This is a genomic window from Halobacteriovorax sp. RT-2-6 (genome assembly GCF_047085025.1).
GTDB lineage: Bacteria > Bdellovibrionota > Bacteriovoracia > Bacteriovoracales > Bacteriovoracaceae > Halobacteriovorax_A.
Map to the genome: position 1 here is coordinate 281,181 of NZ_JBKIYH010000003.1, position 15,607 is coordinate 296,787.

Here is a 15,607-nt window from a genome sequence, read left to right on the forward strand (position 1 = left end):
ATTAGAATTCGACTTAGAATTCGTCTGAGTCGTACTCACTTACTGGAGCATGCTTAACTTTACCAGCTGCAATTTCTCTAAGTGCTGTAACAACATCTTTATTTTTACTTTTAACAAGTTGGTCTGCACCATCTCTTAGTTGCTTAACTCGCTTAGCTGTTAGGTGTACTAACTCATAACGGTTTTCAACTTTTTCTAAACAGTCTTCAATCGTAATTCTTGCCATTTTGTGCACTCCGAAAAATTAAATGTGACTTAAGTTATTTTTATAGGACAAAGCGCTGTTTTTGTCTAGAGATTGGGCCTAAATATTTAAAATATTTAGAAATACAGGAATATGTCTCACGTGATTTAAGTAACTTAGGTAGCAATTGTTGAGCATTTTACTTGCAAATTACATTCTATATGAAGAAGCAATTATTTATATTTATTGAACAACAGGCCGTCTCAAAATCTGTTAAACATTATCAAAGAAAGTTCAGTGGCGTCTGTGCAGGTAATATATTAAGAAAAATTGATTTAATTTTTAAAAATGGTCCATGTGATTTGGCAATTGGTTACTATATTTTTAAGATTGATATTATAAAAATTGAATCAAAGACACTTTTTGGTGAAGTGTTAAGTTATAAATATTTTGGTGAATAATGGATAATTCTACAATAGTCGAACTGGCCTTAGAAGAAAGGAAGTTTCTACACGAAATGTCTAATAAGCTTGCAATCGCGGATGGAATGGCCGCTAAAGTTTTAAAGCTATTAGAAGAGCAAGGTGGAGATGAAGATATAATAAGAAGACAGAAGAAGGCGACAAAGGCGATTAAAGAGCAGATAGAGCTTCTAAAAGAAAGAAGATTTCTGCTCCATGAGCGTTCTAATTAAGGTTTACATTAACCTGGTCACCAACCATAAAGGCAGGAATATCTAGAATTGGCTGTCTATCTTTGTCATTAAAGTTCTTAGTAATCGCAATAGAAGTATCTGAGTCGTGATGAATTACTTCGAGCTGGCCAACCTTCATTTTATGACGGTAGCGCTTCTCTCGGTCATATGGATCATTTAAAATAACGACTCGGTATACATCGAGTAACGTTCCATTTTTTATACCTTGTTTTTCTCCAAGGTTCACATAGTAGTTCTTTTGAATTTCTTGTACGTCATTGGTCATAGGTAATTCATGTTCCACAGAATAGATCATGTAGCCATTCGCGATAACTTGCGTTTGAAATAGGATTCCGATGATGACGAGTATGAAATGTGCAAGAGTTTTCATTCATTACTTCCTTTGTTGCAGTAGTACACTTTGCAAGCATACTGATCTACTATTCGGAAAAATGAGGTAAAAAATGATAGGGGCGTTTTTAACGGAAATTGGGGGAAATATATTCCCCCAAAATAATTAGCTTATTAACTACTTTAGTCTTAAGTATTTAACTTTATTAACAACTAGGTCGTTATATCTGAAGTTTTTTAGTCGGTTATGGTAAACAATATAATCACGAGAGTAGTACAGAAGTACCCAAGGAAGGTCCTCTAGAACAATATCCTCTACCTGTGACATAAGTAGATATTTCTCATCGCTATCGTTCATTACTTTAATACTTTCAAATTTTTTATCAAAATCTGAATTAGAGTAATTTGATACGTTTGGTCCAGGTGCTTGGTTCTTCGTTGTTAAAAGTTGTAGAACATTTTCGCTATCTGGATAATCAAGAGTCCAACCATCTAGCCATATTTGTAATTTACCTTCTTTTGATTTCTTCAAGAACGCAGGAAAAGTATTCAATTGGATTTTCATTTTAATCCCAATTTTCTCAAGATCTTGTTTAAGAAGCTCTGCTCGTTGTCTTTGAGTTGTAGAAGATGCTCTCGTATCGTAAACAAGAGTTGGAAGTCCTTTTCCATCTGGATATCCGGCCTTCCTTAGATATTCCTTGGCCTTCTCTACGTTATAAGAATATGGAAGTTTTCTTGATGGATCATATCCAGGAATTCCTGGAGGATAAATTGAGTTAGCCTTTAATCCAATATTATTTGTAAAAGTTTTAATATACTTCTCAACATTTACAGCATGTGCAATAGCAAGCCTTAGATTCTTATTTGTTCCAACGATTGGATCCTTCATATTGAATGAGAACCACCAGTATGTGAAACTTGAAAAAATATCAAGAGTGATATTCTTATCACGAAAGTCTTCTGTAAGTTCACCGCTAGGGGATACAAGTGAGTGATAATTGTCTTTTGGAACTCTTAGGAAATCTAATTTCCCAGACATAAATTGTAGCCATCTTGTTTGGGCTTCTTTAATGATATGGAATTCAATTTTATCAATGAATGGAATTCTCTTACCTGCATCAGTAAGTAAGTTCTTACTATGAGCGAAGCGGTCACCTTTTCCTGGATAGAATGATTTATGATACTTATCAAAACGGCTCATAAAGAGTTTTGAACCGCGAAACCACTTATCTAGTTTATATGGGCCTGTACCAATGAGCTCATCAAGAAATGTTTCTTTCTTAATAACTTCTGCCGGCATAGGTGAAGTAAAACTCATTGCCAGAGCGTTTAACATTTGTGGATATGGTGCAATTAATTTGATTTGTAATGTTCTTTTATCAATTGCTTTAAGTCCGTCGACATCAGTAGATAGAAGCTTATCAAAATCACTTCCAACTTCTTTTCTAAACTTATTAAGTCCGACAACTCTACCGTCGAAGAGCCACCAACCATTACTTCTATATGGAGTAAAGGCGAGGCGTTTAATTTGGTTGATAAAGTCTTGAGCTTCAACAAAACGTGGCTGACCATTGAAAGCAGGATGGTCATGATACTGCACACCTTCTTTGATTTTAATAGTATATGTAAGTCCATCATCTGAAACTTGTGGCATTTCTTCAGCAAGAAGAGGCACAAGCTTTAATGGTTTTCTTAAATAGTGATATTCGAATAATTGTTCATAACCTTGATAAATAACTGACATAGAAACAGAGTCATAGCCATTTACGGGGTCAATTGTTGAGATCGATTCTGTTAGTGGAAATCGAAGTGTATTCTTATCATCTTTATCAACTCTACAAGATACTAGAGGCAGTAACAGAATAATCAGAATAAAATTAAAAAGGGGAGTTTTGCTCATTACTTTCCTCATCATTTTGGACATTTTTAAGTTCAGTATTAATTTTGTCGTATGAATGTCCTTTTGACAAAAGAAAGCGTATCAACTTTTGCTTAAAATTAAAATCTTCGAGGGCCGAAACGCCTTTAGAACGCAATTTCTTATTAATTAGCTCTCTTAGTTGACCATCTTCAGTATATCGATACTCTTCGTATAATTCATCGATCAGCTCTGTACTAGGTTCGACTCGTTCGGCCCTTAATTTATTGAGAATATTTCTCTTACTTAAGCCTTTATACATAAATGTTTTAATACGTGTACGAATGTATTGTTCTTCTTGAAGATATTTAGATTCTTCTAGAAAATCTAGTAGCTGATCTATGAAAGGAGTGTATTTTTTCTCGTATAATTTTTGAGATAATTTATATCTTGAGTAGTCTCTCTTTGATAGAAGCCAGATGCAGTATTGATAAGCTCTTTTAAACGAGCGAATGTCTTCAGACTTCGTTTCTGAGTCGTCTAGAGGTAGTTTTTCAATGGTTTCTTTGAGAGTCATTAGAAAGGGCGCCCCTTAATATTAATATCTATCATTCGATAGGATAGAAACTTAAGGGGCTATATTTGTTTATTGTACTACTTTTTTAGACTTAGATTTTGCCTTCGTCTTCTTTTCTTCAATTACTGGCTCATCTTCGATAATTTCACCAGTTGTTTGATCAACTACAGTGTTACCTTCGATTAGTCCGTGAAGAGCTAGAATCTTATTTTTGATTTCTAATGCAATCTCTGGATTATCAGCTAAGTATTGTTTTGAGTTCTCACGCCCTTGACCAATTTTTGCATCATTATATGAGAACCATGCACCAGCTTTCCCAACGATATTATTTGCAACAGCAAGATCTAGTAGGTCACCTGTTTGTGAAATACCTTGTCCGTACATAATATCAAATTCTACAACTTTAAATGGAGGAGCTACTTTGTTCTTAACAACTTTAACTTTAGTTCTGTTACCGATTACTTCGTCACCATTTTTAATTGCACCAGTTCTTCTGATATCAAGTCTTACTGAAGAATAGAACTTAAGTGCGTTACCACCTGTTGTTGTCTCTGGGTTTCCGAACATAACACCAATCTTCATACGAAGTTGGTTAATGAAAATTACTGTACAATTTGAACGATTAATTGATCCAGTAAGTTTTCTTAGTGCCTGTGACATTAGTCTTGCTTGAAGACCCATGTGTGAATCACCCATGTCTCCTTCAAGTTCTGCTCTTGGAGTAAGTGCAGCAACAGAGTCAACGATAAGAAGATCAACAGCACCTGAACGTACAAGCATATCTGTAATTTCAAGGGCCTGCTCACCACTATCTGGTTGTGAAATAAGTGTATTTGGAATATCAACACCTAGCTTTTGAGCATAAACTGTATCAAGTGCGTGCTCAGCATCAATAAATGCTACAGTACCACCTTGCTTTTGCGCTTCTGCTGCAATGTGAAGAGTTAGTGTTGTTTTACCTGATGATTCAGGTCCGTAGATTTCAATGATACGACCTTTTGGAACACCACCTACACCAAGTGCAAGATCTAGTCCTAAACAGCTTGTTGGAATCGCTGGAATTCTTTCTGGACCATTTTCAGTATCCAGTTTCATAATTGCACCTTTTCCGAATTGTTTTTCAATTGTTGAAAGTGCTAGGTCTAATGCTTTTTGCTTGTTCTCGTTAGATGTTGTGGCCATAAGCTCTCCGTGTTTTTTTATAAGTTCTATCAAATTTATCTTCTATCAGCTAATGCAAAAAGCGGTATTTTTAACTTCCCTTTAAGTGCGGGGATTTAATGAACACAACAAAACTGAATTCCAGTTTTTTACTTTTCGCTTATTAATATTTTTAGCGTAAGTTTTGCGTAAGTCAAGAGATAAATTCTAACAATTTAAAAGTAAGGATGTAGCTGATTCCGGCCATAAGACCCGCTGCAATATCGTCAAATGTTGTTCCTAGAGCGTCTTTGCGATTGTCGAAGTATTTAACTGGTCCTATTTTCCAGATATCGAAAAATCTAAATAGGGCAAAAATAGCTACGTAACTTACGTAACTTTGATCTTGTAAAAAAAATGACGCAATCCAAATCCCGATTACTTCATCAATTACTATCCAAGAAGGATCGACACAATCATATTCTTTTTCAATAACACCAGTGATAAACACTGCACCTATTGTAAGTATTAAGAGAAATGGAATGAAGAAGAAGAATGGCGCATTAAGTTTTCCGATAAAATAAAGAAGGATAATTGTAACTAAACTTCCAACAGTTCCAGGGGCCTTAGGAGCTAGTCCTGCTCCAAAAAAAGTAAGAAATAGAATTCTTAAGTCAGTTAGTGACTTTAATGTCAGTTTTTTTGTATTTTTTAGCTGATTTTCTGTCTTCATGGGCTTATGGTAGCATTACTCAACGATAGAACAAAGTAACTTTATGAATCGACCTGATTATTTAAAAAATTATATTTTTGACTGGGATGTAATTGATGTTGTTGTTGGTGGTAAATCAGCACTCGACTCAAACTTCTTTGTAGCTAAATTAGATGACATTACAGAAGTAAATAAATTCTTAAAAGGCTACGGACTTGATACTGAAGATCCAGTCTCAAGGGCGGAGTTATTTGGAAATTTTCAAGAGGCCGTCCAATTTATTAAACGTTACTTTTTAAAAGATGGAACACCGGATGGTCTTGATTTAGAGATACCTAATTCTCTTTATACTGTTACTGATATAAGTGGCCTGTTTTTAATGGCAACTGGTAATTCGGATCACACTGTAGAAGAACAATTGTGGGCAGAAATTGTTTTAAAAGTAATGCACACAATTCTGCACGCGGACAAAGACCTACGTTCTAACTACTTTAATCAAATTCAAACTCAAATATTTGATAAATTTTATCGCTACCTTCACCGCGACCAAGAAAATAATCTTTTCTTAAAGTCTGGAGAGATTTCAATTCCTTTAGTGGACTTTGAAACAAAGTCTAAGAAGTCACGTGATAGTGTAATTATTAAGCTACTCCACAAGGCCGAAAACGTAGCGGAAGAATTATTTGATAGAGTAGGAGTACGATTAGTTACGAAGAATAAATTAGATATTTTAAAAGTGATTCAATTTTTGATTCGTAATTATATTATTACTCCTCACAATATTAAGCCATCAAGATCTCTAAATACAATCTTTGATATTAGTCATTTTAGAACTAAGTACTCAAGCTTAGTGAAGATGGCCTTAAGAAACAATCTTTCTGAAGAAAGATTTGTGTCAGCAGTCAATAGAGAGATTGATGAATGTAGCTTTGATAATTTAAAGAATGAGAATAATCTCCATTCTTCTACAAAGTATCGTTCTGTTCAATTCACTTGTCGCCAACTTATAAAATATAAGAATCCTTTTTTGGCAGAGTTCTTTAAGTTAAGAAAGTTAGCCAAAGAGGAAGATTCGGCAGTTGCAAAGGAATTACTAGGTTTAGACTTCTCTTCTCTTGCTAGAGATATTAGATTTTTCTATCCTTTTGAAGTTCAAGTTGTTGATGAAACTTCTTATAGAATTAATTCTGAAGGCGAGGCGTCTCACAGTGAATATAAGAAAGCACAACGAATCTATGCAATGAATCGTGTTTTCAAAAAACTTCTAATTCACAAAGGTTTAGTCCAAGAATAGATCGATTCGTTCATTGATGAATTCAGGAAAATCTACTTGTGGAACATGACTTCCATTCTTGATGATATATAGTTCGGAGTTTTTAAGGCTATCATGTAAGATTTGTTGTAGATAATTTGGAATCACCTTATCTTTATCCCCACCAATAATTAGCGTAGGAATTTTAATTTCTTCAAGTTCTTTAATGATCTTTTGATCTCTCATTTGATCAAGGAGTTGGAAGAAGATATCAGGTGAAAGTTCACCAAGTTTCTTCATATAGTATTCAACAAATTCAATATTTGTTTTCTTTATATTAAATCCGCCATTCCAGACTAATGCACTTGCAAGAGGGTTGCGATAAACATTTTTCCAAATAAATTGAAATTGTGACTTCCATCTATCTTTAAGTTCTTTGATATAAGGCTCAGTCATATCAATTATATTAGAATCAAACATGACATCTTGAGGAGGAAAGATTGTTCCAGAAATTAATACAATTTTTTGTACTTCTTCAGGATATTTATGAGCATAGTCGAGTGTTACATTCACTCCCATTGAGTGGCCAATATGGATACTTGTTTTAATATTTAATGCACGAACTAATGAGTTAATATCATTAATAATATTTTTGAAGGTAATTGATTCAATTCCCTGTGTCGTCTCTGACTTGTAATGTCCTCTGTAGTCATGAAGAAGTATTTTATAGCCAAGCTTTTCGAAGTGATCAATTTGGTAAACAAAGTGTCTTACATTACAAACAAGGCCATAGTTAAAAACAATAACTTGATTATGTTCTTCATCTAAGTTTTCAATATTTGTCCAATATTGAATCTTAGTTGTCTCATCAACTTGGTGATACTTCGCTTTATTTCTCCAAGAGGTCATTGTCATATTTTCCAGTTAAAGTTACGTAATGTTCTTCTAGTGATTGAATAAAGTCGTATTTTGCAGGATCTTCTTCTTTAATACGCTCAAGATATTTATAGTAGTCCTGAAAGTCATTTTCATCACTCTTTTGAAATTCTATTATTTGTATCTGTATACCTTGGCATTCAAGAATATCATTTTGTTCTAATCTTATAATTCCTTCAACTGACTTAGAGTTTACTTTGTAAGCTGAGCTTGTTTCAAAAACTAAGTGATGGCCGATGGATTTTAAAACACCAAGCTCTTTTGATAATGTTTTGTCTTCAATAATTAGATTATTGTGAACCGAGCTTCCAATATAAACTCTTGGTAGTTGAAATTGATATTCTCCAAGAGATAGTAGATCGTTAGTTTTTAATACTTTAAGATGAATCATAGCTTTATTTTATACTCGATCTGAGTTTTTTGCTAAGTTAAATCGTAGTGAAAACTTTTTCATCATGGTTCATAAAATTTATGATGGAATCAAAGTCATTAGGGTATTTTTTGATATCTTCAATCGCTTCATAGAGGATATCTTGGTTGAGTACAATATTGGCCAATCTTTTTTGCGTCACAACTCCGGATTGCTCTTGACCATATAAGTCTCCCTCTCCACGTATTTTTAAATCTTCTTCCGCAATCTTAAAGCCATCAGTATATTTTTCGATTACTTGTAGTCGTTGCATACTGTCAGGAGTTATTTCTCTATCAGTAACAAGAAAGCAGAAGCCTGGTTTATTTCCTCTTCCAACACGTCCTCTCATTTGATGGAGGCTACTTAGTCCAAATCTTTCAGGGCTTAGAATCGCCATTATAGTGGAGTTGATAATATTAATACCTACTTCAATAACAGAGGTCGCAATTAGAATATCAGTTTTATGTTCTTTGAAGTCTGTTATAGCTGCTTGTTTTTCATCTGGAGACATTCTTCCGTGTAAGTAAGCAATTCTAAATTCAGGAAAGTATTGTTTATATAGCTCGTATGTATGTTCAAGGTTTCTGATATCATCATTTTCTGATTCTTCAATGGCCGGAACAACGATATAAGCTTGCTCTTTCATTTCAAGTCTTGTTTTTACAAAACTTAAATAGTTATTTAAGTTGGCATTTGTAACAATCCTTGTTTTCTGCCCCTTCCTACCTCCTGGCATTGTTTTAATTATCGAGATATCGAGATCGCCATACTTTGTTAAACTTAGAGAGCGTGGAATAGGTGTAGCGGACATAATTAAGCAATGAGGATTTTCACCTTTTTTCATTAGCTTGATTCTCTGCTCAACACCAAATTTATGTTGTTCATCAATGATCGCTAATTCAAGATTTTTAAAATTCACGCTATCTTGAAATAAAGAATGTGTGCCGATGACAATATCGCAATCTCCACTCTCTAGTGATTCGTTAATCTTTTTCTTTTCACTGGCTTTCGTGCTTCCAACTAAAAGTTCCACTTTAAATTCATTTCCAAGAATTTCTTCAATTTCACGAAAGTGTTGTAGTGCTAGTGTTTCTGTTGGGCACATGAGTGCTACTTGTCCACCAGTCTTAAGAATTAAGTATGCTGAGGCGACGGCAACTGTTGTTTTTCCGCAACCAACATCTCCTTGAATTAATCGCATAGCTGGCGTTGTTCCTGAAAAGTCAGATACAATATCATCTAAAGCCTTATCTTGATCAATAGTTAACTGATAGGGGTAGAGCGATTTTGCTTTTTGAATCTGATCTAAACTAATCTTTAGGCTTTTCCTCGATAATTCCGTTCTCTTATTTTTTCGTAATTTGATCTTTAGTTGATCATAGATAAATTCTTCATAAATAATTCGACGTTTTGCTTGATCAAACTTGTCTTGACTCCATTCATTAGATGGAACTCTTCCGTGTAGGTATTTAAAGGCCATACTGCGAGAGAGAAGGCCTTTGTCTTCTAGAATATTACTTGGGATTATTTCTGGAATTTTGTCCCAAAATCCATTTGGTAATTTATCGAAAACCTTTTGAATATGATGAGACTTAACACTTTCAATTGTAGGGTAGGTAATACGTAAACCACTTTCGGAATCTGATTTACCAATTTCAAAAAGCTCTGGATTCACAATTTGTAACGAATCATTAAATACAGAAACGACACCTAAGAATTCAAGATGCTTTAGTTGCTCTAGTTTTTTTTGAATCGATTGATAGGCATTAAACCATTTAAGAGTAATATAGTTATCACTAAGATCATCTTTAACTGTAACAGCAATATTTAAAAGAACCGCTCGTCCTTTTCCTCTTGATTTAAAATTAGGCTTGGCCTGCATGGAAACAATCGTTCCACGTCCTCTAAAAAAGTCACCAATATTTGCATATTGAAAATTTGCAATCTCAGGTAACTTAACGATTCGCCTTGGCATCAGCCAAAGCAAATCATTGATTGTATATATATTTTTTTTATTAAGCGCTTCTAAAGTTTTGGTAGGCTTTGAGTAGAGATCAGAAATTTGAGTAGATAGGATATCCTTATTTGAACTCAATGTTCTCCACCTCATATTCAATATCACCTTTTGGTGCACGAACAACAACTTCGTCGCCTTCTTCTTTACCAATTAGTGCTTTACCTAGTGGGCTATTGTAAGAGATTAAGCCTTTTTTCATATCTGATTCAGACTCACCAACAATTTTAATCGTTTGTGATTCGTCTGTTTCGATATTTAAAATAGTGACAGTTGCACCAAAAACAATTTTGTCAGATTTAATCGTACTTGGATCAATTACTTCACAATGTGCAAGGATACCTTGAAGTTGAGAGATTCGACCTTCTACAACACCTTGTTTTTCTTTTGCAGCATGGTACTCAGCATTCTCTTTCAAGTCGCCAAGTTCTCTTGCTTCTGCAATCGTTACCTTAAGCTCTTCTCTTTCTACTTTGATCAAGTGGTCAAGCTCAGTTTGAATAATATCGTAACCTTGTTTTGTTATTGGATTTGCCATTAATAATTCCTTTATTTAAATAATGCGTTTGCAGCGGCAAGAAGATCATTCTTGCTATCGTCACCATCTCCAGCTCCCTTAAGGACGAAGTAGTCACAAAAATTAGCTTTTTCTTTTTCTACAATGCGATCAGCACTTGATTCACGGCATTCATTATATGCTGTAATGTCGTAGAACTTGCACATTTTACAACAATGAACACTAGCGTAGCAATATGGACACTCCTCTTTTAATGAGATTTTTTGTCCAGGTTCAAGATCTAGTGCCTTATGACACGCATGGCAAGTGATTTCATTATTGTCCAACATTAGAAGCTCCAGCTTTTCTCTATATAAACTTCGGGCGTATTAATTTGGTCATCAGACTTCAAGTAAATTTTTGGCTCTTGTCTCTTATTGTACTCATCAATACTCTTATAGAGTAACTCTTCATTACTTGTTTGAATTGTTTTCGTTAATAAGTAATTAAGAATTAAAACGACGGTACCAGAAGCAATAAGACTTCTCCTGGTATTTGAACTTGGGTTTGTTAGAAAAGCCGATAGGATAAGGCCTGATCCAACAGTACCCATTATTGCAGGACGCCAAATATCTTCTTGTAGCGATTGATAATCATTTAGATAACTTAGGGCCACTTTATCTTTTTCAAGATGGTAGCGAAGACCTTCACCTTTTAAAGATGAGCTTGGGTCAATAAGAATTTCTTGTTGATTAATTACTGCAATGCGCGAGCAAGTCTCATCATTTGCATGAGTCACTAGAGAAAATAAAAGCGATGTAATTATAATAAATTCTTTCACTCTTTATTTTTACCATTTTTCTGGCAATAGGGCTATGCACCTTTTGATTCTATCGTGATAAAATAATAGATATTTTCTAAAGGATATTATGTGGGCCTAATAACGACTAGTTTTAAAATAACAAAAACAATTAGAAATATTTCTCGTTTAAGGGAAATCGCTACTGTTTTTGCTAAAAATGGCCTAGATGAGTTTGTTTCTCAAAACGTAATTAATATAATTCCTAATTTTGTTTTTCCTAGAAAGAGTGAAGAATCTCAAAAAGTATCTGTCCATGATAATTCATGGGGAGACGTGATGGGTTATCGCTTAAGACTTTGCTTTGAAGAACTTGGTCCTGCATTTGTAAAATTTGGACAACTTTTAAGTACGAGAGAAGATATTTTTGATGAAGACTTCATTAAGCATATGAAAAAGCTAAGAGATGAAGTTAAACCAATCCCTTTTTCTGGAATAAAGAAAAATGTTGAGTCATCACTTGGAAAAAAAATTGAAGATGTTTTTAGAAGTGTTGAAGATCAACCGATTGGAACGGCTTCTATTGGCTTAGTTTACCGAGCAGAGCTTTTAACAGGTGAGAAAGTTGTTTTAAAAGTTAAGAGGCCAGGTATTGATCGCATTATTGAAACAGACCTTTCAATACTTATCTTTTTAGCGACACAAACGGAAAAAGCAGCAGATGATTTTAAGTTCTTAGGCTTTTCTAAAGTTTTAGAGGATTTCTCATTCTCACTTCAAAGTGAATTGAATTTCAATGTAGAAGCACTTAATTGTGAAAAACTTAAGAAAATAATTGCAAAATATGATCACTCTGAAATTTTTCATTTACCTAAAATATATAAAGAGTTTACTTGCCATGATTTATTAGTCATGGAGCTTATTGAGGGAATTCCATTTAGTGATAGTGAAAAAATCAGTGAGCATATAGAAGAGCTTGATTCAAAGTTAGATGAGTGTGTGAAAATTTTTATGCGATGTTTTCTAAATGAAGGTTTTTTCCATGCAGATCTTCATGGTGGGAATTTCTTCTATCTTCCAAATGGAAAGATTGCTCTGATTGATTTTGGACTAGTTGGAAATCTTTCTAAAAATGCTCGTCAAAATTTTATTGCTATTATTTATGCAATTCTAACTCAAAACTTCGAAAACTTAGTTTATGAGTTCTTGGATGTTGCCATCTATGAAACAGTACCGGATGTCGATAAATTAATTATTGATATTAAGAATGCAATTGGTCCGCAAATTGGACTAACAGTTCAACAAACAAATTTCTCTTTAATTATTAGTTCGATCATCACAACCCTAAGAGAACATCATATTTTCTTACCTAGTGAATGGTTTGTTGTCTTTAGAGCTCTAATAACACTCGATGGAGTAGGTCAATCGTTAGATCTTGATTTTGATATCTTTAGCCTTTTAGAAGGAGATATCAATGATATTATTAGAGATAGTTTCTCTACTGATAGCTTTATTGAAGATGGAATGTGGATTGCTAAGGATGTCTTAAGTGCGTCTCGAATTGTTCCAAGACATCTTAAATGGTTTCTCAAAGAATTTGCGAAGAATAACTATGCAGTAAAAATTAGACACAAAGGAATTTGGAAACCAATTGCATCTCTTGCCAGTAGCGTGAGATTACTTTCATTTTATGTTCTTGGCGGTGTTTTCTTTTTTGCTGGGAAGTCATTTGTTTCTGAACAAGATCTTTATAAGGGTGCATTACTCGATTACCCAACTCTTACTATAATTTTGTGGGTGCTTTCAATATCAGCAATTGGCTATGGGACTTTGAAGCACAGAAATTAAATACTATCTGCTCCAGTAATATAAATTTGAGGAATCAACTCTTGTAGCTCGATGGCTTGTTCTGGTCCAAAAAGTAGTGGTAAAAGTTCTTCTTTTTTAAATAAAAAAGATTCTTCGTTGATAGTAAGTGTTACCTTATCTAAATCTGGCTTAAAGTCTGAAATAGACACGGCATTTTTAGTGATGGCCTTTAAAAAATTCGAAAATTCACAAGTATTAATAATTTTACCCCAGGCTAGATGAATAAAAAAAGACTCTTCATCAAGTGGAGTAGGGTTTAATAGTTGAAGTCCTTTAAATTTCTCAAGTTCTTGCCTATTATTTGAAAAAGAACACTCGTGAATAATTCCTTTTAAGTCTTGTCCTTTCTCAAAGAATAGATAATCGCCATTATCGTTTGTAAAAGTCTTCATTGAAGATATTTGTTTAATATCGTTCCATTCTTTTAGAGATCTCTGAATTGAGATGGTGTCTTTATAAGATTTATTATATTTTTTTTCTAAATTTTCTTTATCAATTTCTTGAATATTAATTGGCCAGTAACCCCTCTGTCGTATTTTCTCTTCTGTTACTGGAGTATCTCCAATTACAGCAGTTAATCCAAACTGAGTGTAGCCAAGCTTCTTATAGACACTCATATTATCACTCCAAAGAATGACGAGAGAGTAGTTATCTTTATAGATGCTCTTTATGTGATTATAGAGTTCTTTAAAATGACCTTGTCCTTGGAACTCTTCCTTAGTAACAATTCCACCCAGTAATAATGTTTTTAACTCATGCCCTTTATAATGTAGTGTTACTGGTCTAACACCAATATGCGCGACGATATTTTCATTATCATCAAGAAGCAGATGACAATTGTGATGATTGCTCTCCTTCATTAGTTGATAGAAGTCAGTATTAAAGCTGTTTTCATCTTTATAATGAAAAGCCTTTTCAATTTCTTTATTGAGAGCATTTTTTAAATGAGAATATTGTTCTAGAGTTGTAAATATCATGTCGATTTATTTTACATTTAATTGCAAATAAAATCTTGAATAAAATTATCCAGAATTCAAAAGCCCCATAAACACTGAGGTTAATTCTTAACTAGGCAAAAAGTTTCGTATAAGAAATATACAATTTTTTTCTAAAGAGTTAAGAAATTGGAGCGATAAGGTGGTGTAACAATTGTACAGCTGTATGGATTTCAGCTGACTGACAGGAAGGAATCTTGTCGGTACCCAGTCAAGGAGGATCGAATGGGACTACGAATTAACACGAACGTTGCATCTCTAAACGCACAGAGAAACCTACGTGGAACACGTCTTGGTATGCAACAATCTCTAGAAAAATTATCATCAGGTCAGAGAATTAACAGAGCGGGTGACGATGCCGCAGGTCTAGCAATCTCTGAAAACCTAAAGGCTCAAATTAGAGGTCTTGGACAAGCTGAAAGAAACGCAGAAGACGGTATTTCACTAGTTCAAATCGCTGAAGGTGCTTTAGGGGAAGTTTCAAATATCCTAATTAGACTTAGAGAACTATCAGTACAAGCAGCTTCGGATACTATTGGAGCAACTGAAAGAAAGTTCCTAAACGTAGAATTCGAACAATTAACTTCTGAAGTTGATCGTATCGCTAACTCAACAGAATTCAACAGAGTACCACTACTAAACGGTACAGGTGCAGTATTTGATATCCAAATCGGTACGCGTAATGACCCTATATCAGATCGTTTAACGTTTGATGCATCATCAGCTGACGTAAACGTAGCAGCTCTTGGTCTTAACTTAGCATCAGTTGCTGATAAGATTTCTGCACAGAACTCTCTATCATCAATTGATCAGGCGATTATCTCTGTATCTGGTATTAGAGCGGACTTTGGTGCCCTTCAAAACAGACTTCAGTCAACGGTAAATAATATTGCAACGTCGATTGAAAACTTAAGTGCGGCAAACTCTCGTGTAAGAGACACTGACGTAGCAGCAGAAACTGCAAACTTAACAAAACAAAACATTTTAATGACTGCCGGTACTTCGGTTCTTGCTCAGGCGAACACTAGTACAAACAGTGCACTAAGCTTAATCCAGGCTGCTGCTCAAGGGTAATAATCCCTGACAGCGCCGGATGGCACTAGCATTGTTTAGAAAATTTTAGAGTAAAGAACACGGAGTCAATAATATGCATACTACTGGATAAGTTATGTACGGCAATTAGAGACTGCAACCTTTGATTGCTTGGCAAATATATATAGAGGAATGATTGGTTTATCCGTAGAAGCATTATTTAATTATTAACGAATTTATTGAGCTGGATGCTCAATTATCAAACAGGAGGTTTATATGATGA

18 protein-coding genes are annotated in these 15,607 nt (G+C 34.3%); 5 read left to right on the top strand and 13 right to left on the bottom strand.

The features are described 5' to 3' along the window. Window positions 1-13: 13 nt before the first annotated feature. Window positions 14-226 carry a DNA-directed RNA polymerase subunit omega gene (rpoZ, locus tag ACMAYS_RS15205; RefSeq protein WP_103218449.1) on the bottom strand — a complete coding sequence of 71 codons (213 nt, stop codon included), beginning with the start codon at window positions 224-226 and terminating at the stop codon, window positions 14-16. 179 nt (window positions 227-405) lie between these two features. On the opposite strand from rpoZ, the gene ACMAYS_RS15210 reads away from it, so the two are divergent. Together ACMAYS_RS15210 and ACMAYS_RS15215 are read left to right on the top strand one after the other, a co-directional pair. Beyond that, a complete protein-coding gene (locus ACMAYS_RS15210) occupies window positions 406-645 on the top strand; it encodes a hypothetical protein (RefSeq protein WP_103218448.1) in 240 nt (79 codons plus the stop codon). Continuing rightward, window positions 645-878, top strand: a complete 234-nt coding sequence (locus tag ACMAYS_RS15215) for a hypothetical protein (protein ID WP_392993760.1) — start codon at window positions 645-647, stop codon at window positions 876-878. The genes ACMAYS_RS15210 and ACMAYS_RS15215 overlap by 1 nt, the downstream gene beginning before the upstream one ends. On the opposite strand, the gene ACMAYS_RS15220 is transcribed toward ACMAYS_RS15215, so the two are convergent. From ACMAYS_RS15220 to ACMAYS_RS15240, 5 genes are all read right to left on the bottom strand, one after another. Then, entirely contained in the window at window positions 871-1,269 is a 399-nt protein-coding gene (locus tag ACMAYS_RS15220; protein ID WP_103218446.1) for a hypothetical protein, read from the bottom strand. The genes ACMAYS_RS15215 and ACMAYS_RS15220 overlap by 8 nt on opposite strands. Window positions 1,270-1,407: 138 nt before the next feature. Beyond that, complete coding sequence (locus tag ACMAYS_RS15225) at window positions 1,408-3,132, bottom strand: ABC transporter substrate-binding protein (protein ID WP_158246905.1); 1,725 nt, start codon at window positions 3,130-3,132, stop codon at window positions 1,408-1,410. Then, window positions 3,110-3,667: a regulatory protein RecX gene (locus ACMAYS_RS15230; RefSeq protein ID WP_103218444.1), complete on the bottom strand. Its 558-nt coding sequence runs from the start codon at window positions 3,665-3,667 to the stop codon at window positions 3,110-3,112. The genes ACMAYS_RS15225 and ACMAYS_RS15230 overlap by 23 nt, the downstream gene beginning before the upstream one ends. A gap of 69 nt (window positions 3,668-3,736) precedes the next feature. Continuing rightward, window positions 3,737-4,849, bottom strand: coding sequence for a recombinase RecA (gene recA, locus ACMAYS_RS15235; protein WP_103218443.1), 1,113 nt, complete (start codon window positions 4,847-4,849; stop codon window positions 3,737-3,739). A 172-nt stretch (window positions 4,850-5,021) separates the two neighbouring features. Beyond that, window positions 5,022-5,540, bottom strand: coding sequence for a phosphatidylglycerophosphatase A (locus ACMAYS_RS15240; RefSeq protein WP_412463563.1), 519 nt, complete (start codon window positions 5,538-5,540; stop codon window positions 5,022-5,024). Window positions 5,541-5,583: 43 nt separating this feature from the next. Here ACMAYS_RS15240 and ACMAYS_RS15245 point away from each other — a divergent pair, with 43 nt between their 5' ends. Next, window positions 5,584-6,813, top strand: coding sequence for a TIGR04552 family protein (locus tag ACMAYS_RS15245; protein WP_103218441.1), 1,230 nt, complete (start codon window positions 5,584-5,586; stop codon window positions 6,811-6,813). On the opposite strand, the gene ACMAYS_RS15250 is transcribed toward ACMAYS_RS15245, so the two are convergent. Genes ACMAYS_RS15250 through ACMAYS_RS15275 form a run of 6 tightly spaced genes read right to left on the bottom strand, consistent with a single transcriptional unit; the run spans window position 6,799 to window position 11,470 of the window. Continuing rightward, window positions 6,799-7,686 carry an alpha/beta fold hydrolase gene (locus ACMAYS_RS15250; protein ID WP_103218440.1) on the bottom strand — a complete coding sequence of 296 codons (888 nt, stop codon included), beginning with the start codon at window positions 7,684-7,686 and terminating at the stop codon, window positions 6,799-6,801. The two genes, ACMAYS_RS15245 and ACMAYS_RS15250, sit on opposite strands and share 15 nt — an antisense overlap. Continuing rightward, window positions 7,661-8,098 carry a hypothetical protein gene (locus ACMAYS_RS15255; protein ID WP_103218439.1) on the bottom strand — a complete coding sequence of 146 codons (438 nt, stop codon included), beginning with the start codon at window positions 8,096-8,098 and terminating at the stop codon, window positions 7,661-7,663. Before ACMAYS_RS15255 ends, ACMAYS_RS15250 begins: the two co-directional genes overlap by 26 nt. A 37-nt stretch (window positions 8,099-8,135) precedes the next feature. Next, window positions 8,136-10,214 (bottom strand): ATP-dependent DNA helicase RecG, encoded by a 2,079-nt coding sequence (locus ACMAYS_RS15260; RefSeq protein ID WP_412463564.1) that lies wholly within the window; start codon window positions 10,212-10,214, stop codon window positions 8,136-8,138. Next, entirely contained in the window at window positions 10,201-10,671 is a 471-nt protein-coding gene (gene greA, locus ACMAYS_RS15265; protein ID WP_392993748.1) for a transcription elongation factor GreA, read from the bottom strand. The genes ACMAYS_RS15260 and greA overlap by 14 nt, the downstream gene beginning before the upstream one ends. 11 nt (window positions 10,672-10,682) lie before the next feature. Then, the gene (locus ACMAYS_RS15270; protein ID WP_412463565.1) at window positions 10,683-10,979 is read right to left on the bottom strand and encodes a hypothetical protein; all 297 of its coding nucleotides are present in this window, start codon (window positions 10,977-10,979) and stop codon (window positions 10,683-10,685) included. Beyond that, window positions 10,979-11,470: a hypothetical protein gene (locus ACMAYS_RS15275; protein ID WP_103218435.1), complete on the bottom strand. Its 492-nt coding sequence runs from the start codon at window positions 11,468-11,470 to the stop codon at window positions 10,979-10,981. Before ACMAYS_RS15275 ends, ACMAYS_RS15270 begins: the two co-directional genes overlap by 1 nt. A 90-nt stretch (window positions 11,471-11,560) precedes the next feature. Here ACMAYS_RS15275 and ACMAYS_RS15280 point away from each other — a divergent pair, with 90 nt between their 5' ends. Then, the gene (locus tag ACMAYS_RS15280) at window positions 11,561-13,276 is read left to right on the top strand and encodes an ABC1 kinase family protein (RefSeq protein WP_103218434.1); all 1,716 of its coding nucleotides are present in this window, start codon (window positions 11,561-11,563) and stop codon (window positions 13,274-13,276) included. Here ACMAYS_RS15280 and ACMAYS_RS15285 read toward each other — a convergent pair. Then, a complete protein-coding gene (locus ACMAYS_RS15285) occupies window positions 13,273-14,274 on the bottom strand; it encodes a GNAT family N-acetyltransferase (RefSeq protein WP_392993744.1) in 1,002 nt (333 codons plus the stop codon). The genes ACMAYS_RS15280 and ACMAYS_RS15285 overlap by 4 nt on opposite strands. Before the next feature lie 243 nt (window positions 14,275-14,517). On the opposite strand from ACMAYS_RS15285, the gene ACMAYS_RS15290 reads away from it, so the two are divergent. Beyond that, window positions 14,518-15,366: a flagellin gene (locus ACMAYS_RS15290; protein ID WP_021267425.1), complete on the top strand. Its 849-nt coding sequence runs from the start codon at window positions 14,518-14,520 to the stop codon at window positions 15,364-15,366. Window positions 15,367-15,607 lie beyond the last annotated feature (241 nt).